General features: G+C 47.0%; 13 protein-coding genes and 1 pseudogene. 11 read left to right on the forward strand and 3 right to left on the reverse strand.

Going from position 1 to position 15,709, the window contains the following annotated elements; all coding sequences use genetic code 11:
* The first annotated feature begins 81 nt into the window (after positions 1 to 81).
* The 7 genes from QUA71_RS10415 to QUA71_RS10445 all read left to right on the forward strand — a co-directional run bounded on the left by QUA71_RS10415 (position 82) and on the right by QUA71_RS10445 (position 8,571).
* The gene (locus QUA71_RS10415; RefSeq protein ID WP_333284640.1) at positions 82 to 405 is read left to right on the forward strand and encodes a hypothetical protein; all 324 of its coding nucleotides are present in this window, start codon (positions 82 to 84) and stop codon (positions 403 to 405) included.
* A 124-nt stretch (positions 406 to 529) separates the two neighbouring features.
* Entirely contained in the window at positions 530 to 1,705 is a 1,176-nt protein-coding gene (locus QUA71_RS10420; protein ID WP_333284642.1) for a GUN4 domain-containing protein, read from the forward strand.
* Between the two features lie 144 nt (positions 1,706 to 1,849).
* A complete protein-coding gene (locus QUA71_RS10425) occupies positions 1,850 to 2,107 on the forward strand; it encodes a type II toxin-antitoxin system ParD family antitoxin (protein WP_333284644.1) in 258 nt (85 codons plus the stop codon).
* 8 nt (positions 2,108 to 2,115) lie between these two features.
* Positions 2,116 to 2,268, forward strand: coding sequence for a hypothetical protein (locus tag QUA71_RS10430; RefSeq protein WP_333284646.1), 153 nt, complete (start codon positions 2,116 to 2,118; stop codon positions 2,266 to 2,268).
* A 47-nt stretch (positions 2,269 to 2,315) separates the two neighbouring features.
* Entirely contained in the window at positions 2,316 to 3,131 is an 816-nt protein-coding gene (locus QUA71_RS10435; RefSeq protein WP_333284648.1) for a PD-(D/E)XK nuclease family protein, read from the forward strand.
* 234 nt (positions 3,132 to 3,365) lie between these two features.
* On the forward strand, positions 3,366 to 5,921 hold the full coding sequence (locus QUA71_RS10440; protein WP_333284650.1) for a DHH family phosphoesterase: 2,556 nt from the start codon (positions 3,366 to 3,368) through the stop codon (positions 5,919 to 5,921).
* Between the two features lie 349 nt (positions 5,922 to 6,270).
* The gene (locus QUA71_RS10445) at positions 6,271 to 8,571 is read left to right on the forward strand and encodes a serine/threonine phosphatase (protein ID WP_333284652.1); all 2,301 of its coding nucleotides are present in this window, start codon (positions 6,271 to 6,273) and stop codon (positions 8,569 to 8,571) included.
* 27 nt (positions 8,572 to 8,598) lie between these two features.
* Here the strand turns inward: QUA71_RS10445 and QUA71_RS29230 are convergent.
* Positions 8,599 to 8,763 (reverse strand): annotated as a pseudogene (locus QUA71_RS29230) (PEP-CTERM sorting domain-containing protein); the annotation flags it as partial.
* Positions 8,764 to 9,997: 1,234 nt separating this feature from the next.
* Here QUA71_RS29230 and QUA71_RS10450 point away from each other — a divergent pair.
* Positions 9,998 to 11,239, forward strand: a complete 1,242-nt coding sequence (locus QUA71_RS10450) for a protein kinase domain-containing protein (protein ID WP_333284654.1) — start codon at positions 9,998 to 10,000, stop codon at positions 11,237 to 11,239.
* A 165-nt stretch (positions 11,240 to 11,404) separates the two neighbouring features.
* Here the strand turns inward: QUA71_RS10450 and QUA71_RS10455 are convergent, their stop codons facing one another.
* Positions 11,405 to 11,623: a DUF4327 family protein gene (locus QUA71_RS10455; protein WP_006631282.1), complete on the reverse strand. Its 219-nt coding sequence runs from the start codon at positions 11,621 to 11,623 to the stop codon at positions 11,405 to 11,407.
* 651 nt (positions 11,624 to 12,274) lie between these two features.
* Here QUA71_RS10455 and QUA71_RS10460 point away from each other — a divergent pair.
* Positions 12,275 to 13,255: an aspartate carbamoyltransferase catalytic subunit gene (locus QUA71_RS10460; RefSeq protein WP_333221254.1), complete on the forward strand. Its 981-nt coding sequence runs from the start codon at positions 12,275 to 12,277 to the stop codon at positions 13,253 to 13,255.
* A gap of 137 nt (positions 13,256 to 13,392) precedes the next feature.
* On the opposite strand, the gene QUA71_RS10465 is transcribed toward QUA71_RS10460, so the two are convergent.
* Positions 13,393 to 13,791, reverse strand: a complete 399-nt coding sequence (locus tag QUA71_RS10465; RefSeq protein ID WP_333284656.1) for an SH3 domain-containing protein — start codon at positions 13,789 to 13,791, stop codon at positions 13,393 to 13,395.
* Between the two features lie 634 nt (positions 13,792 to 14,425).
* On the opposite strand from QUA71_RS10465, the gene QUA71_RS10470 reads away from it, so the two are divergent.
* Both QUA71_RS10470 and QUA71_RS10475 read left to right on the forward strand, forming a co-directional pair.
* Positions 14,426 to 14,917 carry a molybdopterin synthase catalytic subunit gene (locus tag QUA71_RS10470; RefSeq protein ID WP_190659969.1) on the forward strand — a complete coding sequence of 164 codons (492 nt, stop codon included), beginning with the start codon at positions 14,426 to 14,428 and terminating at the stop codon, positions 14,915 to 14,917.
* Positions 14,918 to 15,039: 122 nt separating this feature from the next.
* The gene (locus tag QUA71_RS10475; RefSeq protein WP_006631278.1) at positions 15,040 to 15,699 is read left to right on the forward strand and encodes a sigma-70 family RNA polymerase sigma factor; all 660 of its coding nucleotides are present in this window, start codon (positions 15,040 to 15,042) and stop codon (positions 15,697 to 15,699) included.
* Positions 15,700 to 15,709 lie beyond the last annotated feature (10 nt).

Consider the following 15,709-nt stretch of genomic DNA (forward strand, 5'->3'; position numbering starts at 1 on the left):
AGTTTTTGAGTAACAGCTTGCCGGATATTCAAAGGCAGCTACTTTTGGCTGCAATCATTTTTTAGTCTAAACTACAGTTATATGGGTTCGGGTAACTATAACGAATCAATCCAAGGCAATTATATACAAGGCAATTTCATAAATACGGGTCAGGACTTATCTCAAGTAACGGCTCAAATTCAAGAATCATTAATTCAACTTCAAACACAGGGATACACTCCAGAGGATGCTCAGCAGAAAGTCGCTAGTGACTTAGTGTCTCAGGCTAATAATGATTCTCAAGCCAAAAGCAGGTTAGTCAAGTGGACACAGTATGTACTTGATGGTGCTGCTAATGGTCTGATTGGTGAAGCAGTGGTAGAGGTAGTCAAGCTAACGCTAGGATTATTAGGTATTCCTCTTTGAAGTACAGATAAGCTGTCGCGCATTTAATCTGGACAGCCCTGCTTATTCAAACTCTTGTAGGGTGGGCATCCTGGCCGCCCTACAAGTTAAATCTTAATCCCGAACAGCTTATTTCGCTAAATTAATGATAGGTAAAATAAGACAAATTTTTAATAAATTCAGTATTTTAATATCTAGGCTACCAGGAAGTAAAAAGCAACGATATTACTTCTTTAGCGTATTACTGGGACTAATAAGTTTTGCGGTTGTTGGCACGGGCGTTCTGACTCTAACTAGGTTGATAGTTAGCGTGGTAATATTCGGAGCTTCTAAATTGTTATGGAATTTAGGTGTTAATACTCCACAAGAATCAAGAACTAACTTAGAAGACAATAGCCAAACTGGCGATCGCAATATTAACATAGACCGTGGTAATTATAACGAATCTATTCATGGCAACTATATTCAGGGAGACTATATAGAAATACAAGGTTGTTACATTAACACTAATCAAGAATTATCTGATGTCGTCGCAGAGTTTCGCGAGGTTGTAGATCGACTTAAAAATCAGGGATATAGTGCGGATAAAGCTGAGGAGCAAGTAGCCCAAGATTTAGAAGAAAAAGCCCGCATTAACCCGAAAGTCAAAAAAAGAGTGGTTAATTGGGCAAAGTCTTTAAATAATACGTCTACTCGAATAAATAATGAAGCTGAGGCAGCTAGAGAAGTTATTAAATATGCTGCTGCTTCTCAATATACTTCGTCTGCTAAATCTATTTCAGTGCTCGGGGGAAAGTATTCTAAGTTAGATAGCTTGCTCCAAGCTAGGAGATGGAAAGAAGCCGATGAGGAAACAGAGAAAATGATATTCAAACTATTAGGTAGAGAAAAAGTAGAACTACCATCAGGAAATATTTTATCAGCAGCAAATTTTGATAAAACAATGGCTTTTTATAACAACTGTTTATCGGGCAAAGATATTGAAATTTTACCGGGTACAGAACTCAGAAATATAAATAAACTCTGGCTAGAACATAGCAAGGGACGCTTTGGCTTCAGCGTACAAAAGCGGATTTGGGAAAGCATTGTTCGTACTGAGCGTAAACCTACAACCTTTGATGGTTGCGGTGGTAAGGAGTTTGATGAGTGTGTGGGCTGGTACGTGAAGGGTGATTGGATATATTACTCTGATATTAAATACTCTCTAACAGCTCCACCTGGACATCTTCCCATCAAAGTCATGTTAAATCCACATTCTACAAAATGTGACTGCGATCAATCAATTTTTCGTGTTTTCATGAAGCGTCAATATTACTCGTAAGTAAAACAATAAAATTATTCTATATTGGGTGAGTAAATTAAGATCGCCCGTTAATCCAAAACAATATAACTGAAGTACGCACGAGCGCAGCTATCCCGTAGGGAATCGCCTACAATAGAATCAACACTTCTCCTCTCAAGCGCCATGCAAATTGTTTTGTCACCTGAAGTCGAAGCCCTCGTGCAGCGTCAACTCACGACTGGCAAATACAAAAGTGCGATCGAAGTCATATTCGCAGCCATTCAACTCCTCGAACAACAAGAAGACATTTATCAAGGACGACTGCAAGAACTTCAACGAGACGCACTCATTGGCCAGCAAGCATCCCAAGGTGGTGAAGTCGTAGACGGTGCAATCGCAATCACACAAATTCGCGCCAACCTGCGATCGCGCTACAGTTGATCGCAAGCATGACTCCACAATTTCGTCTCACTGAACCTGCAATTCAAGACATCGAGCAAATTGCAGACTACATCGCTCGTCAATCTTTATTTTTTTGTCTCAAGCGAGAGAAACTTCGTTTGTATAGTAGCGGTTTTAACCGCCGTGTTTTATTGCAATAATTAGTATCACAAAACCCTACCCCCAACCCACAAAATCACACAAAAAAATGCTCCGACTCTCGCAAACCCAACTCAAAATCCTCGAAGAATGCCCCCGCAAATTCCAACACAGCTACCTAGAACTCCTAGCCACCACCGCCTCCCCAGAACACAAAGAAAAACTCACATGGGGAAGCCACTTTCACCTATTAATGCAGCAGCGAGAACTCGGACTTCCCCTTGAATTTATCATTCAACAAGACCCCGAACTGGGACGATGTGTGGCAGCATTTATCAACACCGCCCCCGAACTTTTCGCCGATTCAGAAAATAGCGACAACATTTTTCGCCAAGCCGAACACCCCCGCACCCTAATTTTCCAAGACTACCTATTCACCGTTATATATGACTTGCTAATAGCAGAACCAAACGCCGCCCAAATTCTCGACTGGAAAACCTATCCCCGCCCTCAAAAATCAAAATGGATAGCCGAAAGTTGGCAAACTCGCCTCTATTTATACGTCTTAGTAGAAACCAGCGACTATTCCCCCGAACAAGTTTCCATGACATACTGGTTCGTACAATTGCAAGGAGAAGAACCGCCGCAAAAACTCACATTTTATTACAGTCAAACAGAACACGATCGGACAAAACAAGATTTAACCCACCTCTTGCAGCAGCTAACCGACTGGCGGCAGCGCTATACCGAAGGCGGCGAATTCTTACCCCAAGTAGAAATTAGTTCCAATCTTTGCAATTCCTGTCAATTTGCCACTCGCTGCAACCGCACAACAGACAACACAGCTTTCTTACCCAATCTTGCAGCAGAAACTCCCACGGATTGGCTGCCAAATCTTGCTATAATCGACGAAATATTTATTTAATATATAAACAAACCCCCCCAATTTTACTCGTTACCAGGCAGAGCCTAGTAACGCCGATAGGGAGGCTCTGCCTCCAAGTTTCCCGATCGTAAGCGAGGCACAGCCTCTGGAAATGGGTTCCCAGGCAGAGCCGGGGAACCAGTGACTCGCTTAAGTTTTATTTAAAATACAAAAAAGCCCCTAGATTCATCTGTAGTCACAATCTAAAATCTAAAATCTAAAATCTAAAATCGAATGACAGAAACCCCTCAAAACTGGCAAAATCAACCCTTACCCCAACCCCCAGCTTGGCTGATAGAAGCTGTCAGGAACCACGCACCAGAACTCCCCGGAAACTATGCCGCTGCACTTCTCTGGTATAGAGGAATTCAGAATCCCGAACAAATACCCGGTTTCTTAAATCCCCAACTTTACCAACCAGCAAGTCCCTTTGAATTCGGACTAGAAATGAACTGGGCGATCGAAAGAATCCAGCAAGCACGAAACAGCGGCGAAAAAGTCGCAATTTGGGGAGACTTCGACGCTGACGGCATTACCTCAACCTCCGTACTTTGGGACGGACTGGGAGAATTTTTGGCTCAAAATGACCAACTAATTTATTACATTCCCAACCGCTTAACCGAATCTCACGGACTCAATATCCCGGCAATAGATACCTTAGCAAAATCGGGAATTAGCTTAATTATTACCTGCGATACCGGCAGTACAAACATCGCAGAAATCGAATATGCGAGTAGCTTAAACATCGATACAATTATCACCGACCATCATACATTACCAGACGATCGCCCGCCAGCTACAGCCATTATCAATCCCCGCTACTTTCCCCCAAACCACCAACTATTTAACCTCTCAGGAGTTGGAGTAGCCTACAAATTAGTTGAAGCCTTGTATCACACATTACCGGATATTCCGCAGCGCCCGCTCACAGATTTATTAGAATTAGTAGCGATCGGCTTAATTGCCGATTTAGTCCAACTTACAGGAGACAGCCGCTACCTAGCACAAATCGGCATCCAACAACTGCAAAAACAAATCGCAAATCCCACCCGACCGGGAGTTGCAAAATTGCTCGAACTGTGCAAAAGATCGGGCGATCGCCCAACCGACATTTCCTTCGGCCTCGGCCCCCGAATCAACGCCGTCAGCCGCATTCAAGGTGACGCCAGCTTCTGCGTAGAACTCCTCACCAGCCGCGACAAAAAACGCTGCGAAGAACTAGCAAATTTAACCGAAATTGCCAACAGCAGACGTAAATCTTTACAAAAAGATGTTGCCAAAGATGCCGCTAACAAACTAGCCAAACTCGACCTTTCAACTACTAGCGTCATCGTCCTCAGCGACCCGCAATGGCCCGTAGGAGTATTAGGATTAGTAGCGGGACAAATCGCCCAAGAATACGGCCGCCCCGTGATTTTATTCAGCACAGAAGGAAGCGAAAAAATTAATGACAATTCCCCGGAAATGCAATTTACCTCCTTCTTAGATTCAGAATCACCAACAATTTCCCCATCCAAAATTGCCAGGGGTTCCGCACGTTCCGCCAATCAAATCGACCTTTACCAATTAGTCAAAGATCAAGCGCATTTATTGCACAGATTTGGCGGTCATCCTTTCGCCGCCGGATTGAGTCTCCCCGTTGAAAATATCCCCCTATTTACAGATGCGGTAAATCAGCAACTGCGGCAACAATACAGCACTGATAGTTTAACAGCCGCGCCCGTTCAAGCAGACTTAAAAATTACTGTCTCCGAATTAGGCAAGGACTTATTTCAAGAACTAAAATTGCTCGAACCTTGCGGTATGGGCAACCCCGCACCCAAATTGCTGATTGAAAACTGCTGGTTTGAAAATCTTTGGAATCAAAAAATTAAGGATTTGAAAGGGCAAAAAGTAGAATATATCAAAACAGAATTTACCATTAGGGACGAATCGAGCGATACGGGATTTCCCGGCATTTGGTGGGGACACAATCAAAATGAAGTTCCCCAATGCCGCTGCGATGTCACCGTCGAACTCGATTTTAATACTTACAAATCGCGGTATGAAGTGCGCCTCGTATCAGTGCAAGAACGCACGGAAGACAATCAAATAAATTCTCAGACTCCAATAGATTGGATTGTAGACTGGCGTAATAGAAATAACGATGAAGAGTTATTAGGCGCTAGCACAAATTTAGAATCTCAAATGCCGATCGACAATCTAGTTTACAATTCCCAAAAGGTCGATCGCGAAAACTCGATCGTCCTCAAAGAATGCCCCGCAAGCTGGGACGAACTGCGGATCTGGTTTCGGCAAGCACAGTACACTCAGAAAAAACTCGCGATCGCCTACAGATTACCTCCACTCGTACCCCCACAGCAAATCTGCCAACAGCTAATCGGCATCGCCAAATACCTCAGCCGCACCAACAAACCCGTCACCAGACAGCAACTCCGCCAAAAACTCGGCATCAGCGACACATCGCTGCAACTAGGGTTCAAAACCCTAACATATCTCGGTTTCCAAATCCATTACCGCGATCGAGCTTTCCACATCGCCAGACAACCCGAAACCGCACAGCAGCAAGACGCGCTCGCTCAAATGCCCAAACCCTTATTAGATAGCCAATCCATTCAATTCTCAGTGCCAAATTCCCCGATTGCCGCGCGTTTTGCAGCGCAATTTCTAGCAGCAGTCTCCGAAGAACAATTCCGGCGGAAATATTTCTGTGAAGTACCCCTCTCCACCATTGTGTCGATCGCCCGAGAGACCGTTTTCCAAGAAGATTCTACAGCAAATCCCTTCTAACTGAGATCTAGCACCATTGTTAAGCATAGGCAGGATGACAGTTCCACTCATGAGATAACTTTTCTTGTCGGGCCCGCACTTGCTCCCGCCGGTGGGGCTGCCTTTCTCGCCTGTGAAGCGAGAGAGGTTTTTATAGATGTGGCTTAACACGCCTATTCCTGACACGGAGGCAACATCTCAGTTCTAAGAAATATCTTAGTTCGGAATTCATCCCGATAAAATAAGGCATAGGGCAATGGGAGTTATCCGTTGCGAGTCAGACCAAAAACTCATAACTCCTAACTCACAGGCCAAAACCCAAAACTCCCCACCGCCAAACTCGATCGCCCATCTCCAATTTAAAACCCCTATGCTTCTCTGTCCCCGCTGCCAATTTGAAAATCCCAATCCAAACAAGTTTTGTCAACAATGCGGAAATTCCCTAATTTACAAACCTTGCCACGAATGCGGTGCCCAAGTCGCTTTTAGCGCCAAAGAATGTCAGAATTGCGGCGTCGCAACAGGTCAAGTGTGGCGGGCCATTATCTGCGGTCGATCGAATTTTCCAGCAGTCGAGCCAGACGAATCCACCCTACCCCCAGCCGAGTTTCCCCAAAAACCAGAGATGGTTCCAGAAATCGCATCGCCTCAAAACTCTGCTGAACCAATCACAGACGCCATTAAAACAGAAATCACCACCCCAGCCGAACCCCAAACAGCCGTAGAACCAACTTCTCCACTGACCGAAGCCGCCGAATTCAGCAGCCCTGAAGACGCTGTGGTAGCCGTGGGGGCGATCGCACCAGCATCCTTTCAAACAACAGAAAAAAGCTCTAATACAGCACCCGAGCGCCAAATAACCCCACCTGAGCAGAATTTTACAACCGCACCACACCCTCAACAAATCCAGGAAGCAACCGAGAACCCCGACAGCCCAAACATAGCTGACCTCTCCCCCCAATCTTCACAATTCCCCGTCCCCAATTCAGAATATTTAATCCCTTCCCAGCCAGCCGGGGCTTATTTAGACACTCAGCAGCGCTACCAACTCCTAGAAACCGTGCCGCCGAGAAAACGCTCAGACACAGTAGCAGTAACAGTATTGGACTGCCAGCCGCTGGAAATGTCACCCCTAAAAGCCATGCTAGCAGCCAACTCTGCCAGCGTCGCCAGACGAACATCTCCCTATAGCGCAGCAATCAAACGCGGAGAAAATTCAACCAATTCCGCCTTAGCAGAGCTGTGCCAAGGCATAGCTGAACCTTATCTGGCACTGCGGTGGCAATTCTCTCAAAACCTGCCCGTCATTCACGATAGCTGGTCAGACAACGAACAGGCAGTGCTGCTGCTAGAAGACTGCTCCCAATGGCCGCTGCTGGTAGAACGGTGGAATCGACCCGAAACTTCCACCCAGCAAATTTTATACTGGCTGCACGAAATGACAGAACTGTGGGCTGCCCTAGAACCCTGGCGCTGTCGGCAAAGCTTGTTGGAACTGACAAATTTGCGAGTCAACCCCGACTCTTCCTTTTCCTTGGCTTCTTTGCGGCTGCAGTACCTCTATCCCGAACCCGCCGGCTCCAACCTGCAACTGGTAGATTTGGGGCAATTGTGGCAGGTGATATTTAGCCAGTCCGATGGTCGCACTCAGTTTGGCGCCTTGCTCGAACTGCTGCAACAAATGTACAGAGGCGAGATTAACACAATCGAAGAATTGCGATCGCGCCTAGAAACTGTTCCCCTCGAACTCCAGCCCGCACCTTCACCAACCTCAACCCCGACGCGCGGGCCTTTCCGCAGCCCAGACCAGTCCCCCCCCGACGTTGGCGAGGTCTTAACCCAGCCCATGCCAGTCCAGATTTACAGCTTAGAAGACGCAGGGCTCACCGATGTTGGCCGCACGCGCGACCACAACGAAGACTTCTTCAGCATCTGGACTCAGCTCAACAAACTCGAAAGCTCCTTCGGTCGCATCTTTCAAACCAAAGGGCTTTACATTCTCTGCGACGGCATGGGCGGACACGAGAGGGGAGAAGTAGCCAGTCAACTAGCCGCTGAAACCCTCAGAGAATTTTTTCAAACCAGTTGGGAAAATCAACTACCTCCTGCCGACACCATCCGCGAGGGAGTCCTGCTAGCCAACAAAGCCATCTTTGAAATCAATCAAAAGGACGGACGCTCCGGCAGCGCCCGCATGGGTACAACTCTAGTCGCAGTCTTAGTTCAAGACACCAAATTCGCCGTTGCCCACGTCGGCGACAGCCGCCTCTACCGACTGAGAAAGGGACAAACCCTAGAAAAAATCACCTCAGACCACGAAGTAGGGCAGCGCGAAATAAAGCGCGGGGTTGACCCGGAAACTGCTTATGCCCGTCCAGACGCCTATCAACTAACTCAAGCCATCGGCCCGCGAGACAGTAATTTTCTCAAGCCCGACGTGCAGTTTTTAGACTTGTGCGAAGATACTTTGTTGATTTTGGCCTCCGACGGTTTGACAGATAATGATTTGTTGGAAACTCACTGGCAAAACACTCTCGAACCTCTGTTCAATCCCCAAGCCGATCTCGACCAGGGAGTTGCCCAGTTGATTGAACTGGGTAACAAACGCAACGGTCACGACAATATCACGGCAATTATCATTCGGGCGCAGGTAGGCGCATTTCGATTTTAGAATTTGGATGCTCCAAACTTTTTCTTGGCGTAGCCCAAGCCAGCCGCTCGCTGCCAGAGTTAAACCTGCCATTGTTCCAGGTTCAGGAACAGCCTCTGAGTTTTCAGAGCAAGGCTTGACTTCCTCTGCTATTACATATCGGCTGTTGAGGTAGCTTCCGTTTGATTGGAAACCATTTTGCAGCCAGCTCATTCTAGATCCTGGCCCGTCGCTATTCCCAAAGATGACCAGATTTGGAGGTGTTCGTATATTTCCAAATGCCCAATTTCCCCACAGATTGGGTTCTTCGGAACCGAAAGGGGAAAAACTTGCCGTAAGAACTTGTAATTGAAGTCGGCCAAACGGTGCCCACAAGAAAGGTCAAAGCCTTGTACCCCTGTCGCCAATTGTAGCCTGGGACAAGTTCCACAACAGCCCGAGTAAATTTACCGCAAAATCCTGTACTACAAACCATTTATCGCTGGCCTTAATTTCTAAAGGAGGTGTTCCCACACTTCTTGACGGAAAAATAGCTTCATCAAAAAAAATGGGTAGAAACCCCGTCCTTTTAGGAGGGCTTTATTGGTATAATTTAAGTGGTCAATGACCCACCCGTGACGATGGAGACATAAACCCTAACACCAAAGTTTGCGAACAATCGCAACGGGGAAGAAAAATCGGTAGACCGGGAAAAGAGGACAGGGCAATGGGCAGTCCACCCCTAGAATCAAACAACAAAGATTTTTGTTGATATTCGACACATAAAAACCGCAGGGCTTGCGGGGTTAGTCTGTGGAGCGAACGTAAGACCATAAACTCCTTGTGGGTAGAGGCAGTTGCATTCGAAGCAGAAACTTAAGTTGTGAGGCTTAGGAATCACCGCACCTTCAGGTCGGTGAGTATGTCAAAAGGAGTCGATTCATCATAGCTGAAAGAGCCTACAGCTACAGGAGTGTCGGTGTCCTGAAAAAAAGTTAATTTCACTGATGCAGCCTCTGCAGATTTGACTGCGGTCGCCCCCTATCCCAAAATAGCAGCAACAGCCATTTATTGTAAGTTTTTAGTCATTGTTATTCCGTCCTTAATTTTGATAGGATTAAGTAGAGATGCTTGGGTAAAAAGCTCGATTTATTTATCAGCAATAATAGGGAAAATATGTTACAAAAATGAGAAAGCAATAGCATCTTTATGCAACATTTAATAAAAAATGTGCTTTAATCAAGATTTGATGAAGCTAAGGGCTGAAATCATAGTAATAATACCTATTACGCGAACGATGCAACAGATCGATTTCTAGTAAATTTACGGTTAAACGCTGCAACAGAGCTAGTTATTAGTTCCTCGTTCAATAGCCAGCTATTACAGTTGGCGCTGGGCAAAAGAATTGCCCAGCCAGAAGCGGGGCAACTCCTGCTAGTTATTAGCAGATTAACCACATCCATCAAAAATGCTGCTGACTCTTTTAGACCCAGAAAAACAGACCCCCCTGCAACAGTGGAGTTTCGAGAGCGAATCCATTATTCGCATCGGCCGCTCTCCAGACAATCACGTTGTGATCCCTAATGCTCTAGTGTCGCGGCAGCATCTGGAACTGCAAAGAGTTAATAACGGGAGAGCCAGTCAGTGGTACTTAGTCAATTCGGGGACAAATGGCACTTTGGTAAACGGTATTCTCATGTCTCAGGGTTGGATATCCGACGGTGCCCTGATCCAGTTGGCGCGGGGCGGCCCAATTCTGCATTTCCAAGTTATTACTATTGAAGTCGGCGGCAAGATTGAGGCGAACCCCACCGTCAATCTCGCCCCCCCGAGGTGTACCCATGCGGGAAACCCGCCGGGGAATTTATTCTGCATCCACTGCGGCGAACCGATTAAAGTCGATCGCACCGTGCGCCACTACCAAGTGCTGCGAACTTTGGGCCAAGGGGGTATGGGAACAACTACTTTAGCCTGGGATCGAGATAAAGCAAAAGCTCAACAACCCGGAAGTTCCCCCGCAGCTTCTCTGGTAGTTCTCAAGGAAATGAATGCTGACATGGCTCAAATAGTCAAAGCTCAAGAACTGTTTGAACGTGAAGCTAAAACTCTCAAGGCCCTCCACCATCAGGGAATTCCTCAGTTTTTTGACTTTTTTGTGGAAGGGGGGAAAAAATACTTGGTGATGGAAATGCTCCACGGCGAGGATTTAGAAAAACGCATCTACAACCGCGGCCCTGTTGCTCCCCAACAAGCAATAGAGTGGATGATCCAAACCTGTGAGGTTTTGGACTACATTCACTCTCAAAAACCCCCGATCGTCCACCGGGATATTAAACCTGCTAATTTGCTGGTGCGCCACCGCGACAATTGCATTACAGTGCTGGATTTTGGTGCCGTTAAAGAAATCGGCACTCCTCCAGGGACTCGCATCGGCGTTGAAGGCTACACCGCACCAGAACAAGACCGGGGACAGCCTCTCCCTCAGTCAGATTTATATGCTATTGGGCCTACTTTGATTTTTTTGCTGACGGCCCAAAGCCCTCAAAACTTTTACGGGAAAATAGCTGGAGGTTACGGGTTTAAGCTCGAAAATATTCCGACGATCGCCCCCAAGCTGCGAGAGACCATTTTGCGAACCACGGCAGCTAAGCCTGGGGATCGCTTTCAAACTGCTCAACAATTAGCTCGAGCTTTAGCCGCTTCCGTTTAACAGAAGTTAGAAGTCAGAAGTCAAAATTTAAAAGTCTTTAGGAAGATGGCAAAGGGTAGAGAGAAGAGGGAAGAGGGAAGAAGTTAGCAACGGAAATTGCTGAAATAAAATTTACCCGATCGCCTCGAAATTTCTCTCCGACACCCCAGTCCTCCGTCTCCTCTGTTATTCCTCGTCCCAAGCTTCTACAGCTATCAACTCGCTCACGGGGTCTTGCATAGAAAAATCAAACTCTAGCAATTGCTGTTTCCAGTACGGCCATTCGTCGCCGTAAAGCAGAGCTATTTTCCAAATACTGTCTGTGGGCTTGATAATGTCAGACGTGACAAGAGAATGCACCTGACGCTGGAACTTAACCATCGGCTGTATAACCTGCTGGCTCATAATACCTCTTGAATTGTTTAAATCTTGTGTAATTACAACTTCCCAGCTCACACTTGTTACCGCAGTTTCGCTAAGAACAGTCTCGCCAAGATACGTGTAGATTTTTGTCGGGAAGCTACATATTCAACTTGTATCTTAACACTGTTCGTTTTGACAAGGGGCTATAAGCAGGACTGAAGAGTCAAGACCGACTTCAAAGAATTAATCATCTTTAAATTGTCCCGCTATATGCTGTCGATCGACAGTGGGAGGTTTGCCGCCTCGATTGTTTTTACATCGTTGTTTCCACATAGTGGCAGATGCAAGGGCTACGTTCGGCTTGTTCTTGACAAGGCTGAGTTTGCGTAGGAGAAACTGCAACTACTGCTCTTTCGCTGCTACAGCGTAATTTCCGCTTTCCTGCGGGTAAACCACACCTGTTTCACCTTCGACGCTGGGTTCGCTGTGAGAGTGGGGTCTGAGCTACATAAACTGATTATAACTCTACTCACCGCAAAAGCGATCAAAAATTGTTAGATACTGTTGATCGCCACCCCTAAATGTCGATCGAACATTCTAGGCTGCCCCACGCGGGCCCGCACGCAAGTTCCAAACCCATCGTCCGTCTTGATTCAGTAAATCTCAAATCTCAAATCTCAAATCTAAAATTGTATGACTTGGACAAGGCGACACATTCTCACTCTGGCTGATTTTACCTCGGACGAATACGATACGGTGCTGCAAACAGCAGCCAGTTTTCGGGAGGTGCTCGGCCGCCGCACGAAGAAAGTGCCTGCCCTGCAGGGTCAAGTGGTCGCGAATTTGTTTTTTGAACCTTCTACCCGGACTCGCAATAGTTTTGAGTTGGCGGCGAAGCGACTCTCAGCGGATACGCTGAATTTTACCCCGGGAAGTTCTTCTCTGACGAAGGGGGAGACTATTCTGGACACGGCTAAGACTTATCTGGCGATGGGAACGGATTTGATGGTGATCCGGCACGAACAAGCTGGAGTTCCCAGCACAATTGCTTCGGAAATGGATCGCTTGGGTTCGAGAGTCAGCGTTCTCAATGCAGGAGACGGCCAGCACGAACACCCATCACAAGGTTTGCTAGACTTATTTACTATTTGTACTCTGTTAGATACCGAACGTCCGCGGCTGGAACTTTTAGCGGGTAAAAAAATTGCTGTGGTGGGGGATATCTTGCATTCGCGGGTCGCTAGGTCTAATATTTGGAGTCTAACGGCTTCTGGGGCAGAGGTTCATTTGGCCGGGCCGCCGACTTTGCTGCCGCTGTTGTTTGCTGAGTGTGGCGATGGTAGGGAAGGCAAGTTATTTTTGCACTGGCAGCTTGAACCTGCTTTGGCCGATGCTGATTTTGTGATGACTTTGCGGCTGCAAAAGGAACGGATGAGCGACCATTTGCTGCCGAGTTTACGAGAGTACCATTCTTTGTACGGGATTACGCGCGATCGGCTCAAACTCTGCAAGCCTGATGTGAAGGTATTGCACCCAGGCCCAGTTAACCGCGGCGTGGAAATTAGTTCGGATTTGATGGACGATGCCCAGTTTAGCCTGATTTCTCAGCAAGTTACCAGCGGTGTGGCGGTGCGGATGGCATTACTTTATCTGATCGGCGGTGGTAAAGTTTAGGCTGTTAGTTGTGAGTCATGAATTTCGGATATTCGATTATTTTCAGGCTCGATCGCCTCTTTACAATAATCGTTACCCGGTCATACCGGGTAACGATTAAAACTCTTTCTAAAAATGTAAAGTGCTCTAGTTAAGAGTTAGGAGAGCCAGGACGCAGATACCCAGCCGCCACCTTTGAGTTGTGCCCAACCGTTTTTGTAACGACCAGTCAATTTGATGTGGTCTCCATAATGTAACTTGCCGATTACATGAGAACAGCTATCGGGGCGTTTGCGGATATTCAGTCGGCTGCCATTCGTGACAACTTTGGCGTAGCTGTGATGGGCGTGATGGCTTTTCTTGGCGCAGCGGGAGTAGCAACTTGCTTGCGCTTCGCCACCAACACCCAGAACAGATAAAGCTACAGCCATACCTGCAACGCCTACCCATGCAGAATTAGGAATTTTCAAGCCCAGCTCGTCTAAGGACTTGACTTGGAGTTCGGACTCTGGAGATTCATAAGCAACAAAAGAGTGGCTCAATGCTAGTGCTTCCATAGTTTCCTCGTAATTGTTTTTAACATTTATTGGTGCAGACTCAGGTCGAAACCTCAATTAACAGCCCAAACTATTAACTTATGTTTCATATAAGGCACATGAGGGCGTTACGGTTTTGCTTTTGCGTAGTATCCGCCAATTTGCCTCAACCCTGCACAGGTATATCATGTCATCTAAGTAGCTTTCCGGAACAAAAAATAAATAAAGTTTACATCTGCTGCTCAAAATTTTGGCGGTCCCGATAAGTAGGAGGATCGAATTAAAGTTAACTGTGTCATTCAAAAGGGAAAAAAGTAATCGCTTGGGGTGTTTGAGATTTATTATACTGAGTTGCGAATGACACTACTTATTTGCGTGTGCTTATTTATTGAGTTGCTACAGCAATATCGGCAGTTAATTTGAGCGAACAAGCATCCTGCTTGTCTTCAATCACGCTCTTAATTTGGTTCGAGCGAGTTATATTGTAGCCGATCGCACTGGTACAAAAGTTCGGGGTGATGGCGTCGGGTTCTCGCCCGTGCTACGAGAGGGCTCTCAACATTAGCCACCCCGTTTCCCGGCCAACGATGCAAGATCGATCGCGACTTGATTTGTGTCAAGATCGATTAACTTCCCCACCACCACTTCTTTGGCAATGAACTCTAGCGCTGCACTTTCGATCGGCACAATTCCTCAACGCCATGAATCAGACAGCTTCGCCATTACCTTAGCGCCGTTGTCTGTAGAGGAAATATACGCTTTGGCAGATGACCCCGCGAACGGAGCCGTGGTAATGATGAGCGGTACAGTCCGCAACCAAACTGACGGTCAAGCTGTAGTTTCCCTAGAATATCAAGCCTACGAACCTATGGCCGTGCGAGTATTCCAGCAAATCGCTACGGAAATCCGCCGCCAGTGGGCCGATGTCAATCGGGTCGCCATTCACCACCGAGTCGGACACTTGCAGGTGGGCGAAATCAGCGTACTGGTGGCTGTTGGCTGTCCCCACCGGGGGGAGGCCTTTGCAGCTTGCCAGTACGCGATAGATACGCTAAAACACAATGTACCGATTTGGAAAAAGGAACATTGGGCCGACGGTTCTAGCAGTTGGGTTAGTATTGGAGCGTGCGAGGTTGTCGGGCATTAGTAAGCAGTCAGCAGTCATTGACTGTTTGATGACTGAAGCCGATCGCAGTTTCCGAGCGCGGGAACCAATCGGGATCTGCTAGCGTCAAAAAGTGTGGAATGTTCGATGAGCCAATTCCACCGATGAGCGACTTTATTTCCGTGTCCTGGTCTGCGGTTGTGGCGACCGTTCAAAGAGTGCAATTGCCAGCCGAAAAACTCTCTAATTATGACTTGGTATTGCGTTGTCAGGAAGGAAATCGACCTGAGAGCACTGCCTTTTCAGAACTGTTGAAGCGGTATCAGTCCCACGTAGACAGGGTACTTTATCACTTGGCCCCTGACTGGCAAGACCGAGCCGACTTGGCTCAGGAAGTCTGGATTCGAGTCTACCGCAATATTAACCGCTTGCAAGAGCCTGTTAAATTTCGGGGCTGGCTGAGCCGCATCGCCACTAATTTGTTTTACGATGAGTTGCGGAAGCGCAAGCGGGTGCGAACTCCGCTGTCGTTGGACGTACCCCGTGCTCTGGAAGATGGCGAGGTAGATTGGGAAATTCCGGCCGACAGTCCGGGGCCTGATGAAGATTTGACGACTAGAGAATTTTACGACCAGTTGCGGGTGGCGATCGCCGATTTGCCAGAAGTATTCCGCACGACAATTGTTTTAAGAGAAATTGAAGGTTTAGCATATGAGGAAATAGCCGAAATGACTGGAGTTTCTCTGGGAACTGTCAAGTCGAGAATTGCTAGAGCTCGCCAAAGATTGCAGTTGGAATTGCAAAAATATCTCGATGGTAATTAGCAATAGTGCT

Source organism: Microcoleus sp. MON1_C5 (assembly GCF_036701875.1).
GTDB lineage: Bacteria > Cyanobacteriota > Cyanobacteriia > Cyanobacteriales > Microcoleaceae > Microcoleus.

Coding starts and splice junctions, on each gene's coding strand:
- QUA71_RS10415 (WP_333284640.1), top strand. CDS start 82: ATGGGTTCGGGTAACTATAACGAATCAATCCAAGGCAATTATATACAA.
- QUA71_RS10420 (WP_333284642.1), top strand. CDS start 530: ATGATAGGTAAAATAAGACAAATTTTTAATAAATTCAGTATTTTAATA.
- QUA71_RS10425 (WP_333284644.1), top strand. CDS start 1,850: ATGCAAATTGTTTTGTCACCTGAAGTCGAAGCCCTCGTGCAGCGTCAA.
- QUA71_RS10430 (WP_333284646.1), top strand. CDS start 2,116: ATGACTCCACAATTTCGTCTCACTGAACCTGCAATTCAAGACATCGAG.
- QUA71_RS10435 (WP_333284648.1), top strand. CDS start 2,316: ATGCTCCGACTCTCGCAAACCCAACTCAAAATCCTCGAAGAATGCCCC.
- QUA71_RS10440 (WP_333284650.1), top strand. CDS start 3,366: ATGACAGAAACCCCTCAAAACTGGCAAAATCAACCCTTACCCCAACCC.
- QUA71_RS10445 (WP_333284652.1), top strand. CDS start 6,271: ATGCTTCTCTGTCCCCGCTGCCAATTTGAAAATCCCAATCCAAACAAG.
- QUA71_RS10450 (WP_333284654.1), top strand. CDS start 9,998: ATGCTGCTGACTCTTTTAGACCCAGAAAAACAGACCCCCCTGCAACAG.
- QUA71_RS10455 (WP_006631282.1), bottom strand. CDS start 11,623: ATGAGCCAGCAGGTTATACAGCCGATGGTTAAGTTCCAGCGTCAGGTG.
- QUA71_RS10460 (WP_333221254.1), top strand. CDS start 12,275: ATGACTTGGACAAGGCGACACATTCTCACTCTGGCTGATTTTACCTCG.
- QUA71_RS10465 (WP_333284656.1), bottom strand. CDS start 13,791: ATGGAAGCACTAGCATTGAGCCACTCTTTTGTTGCTTATGAATCTCCA.
- QUA71_RS10470 (WP_190659969.1), top strand. CDS start 14,426: ATGAACTCTAGCGCTGCACTTTCGATCGGCACAATTCCTCAACGCCAT.
- QUA71_RS10475 (WP_006631278.1), top strand. CDS start 15,040: ATGAGCGACTTTATTTCCGTGTCCTGGTCTGCGGTTGTGGCGACCGTT.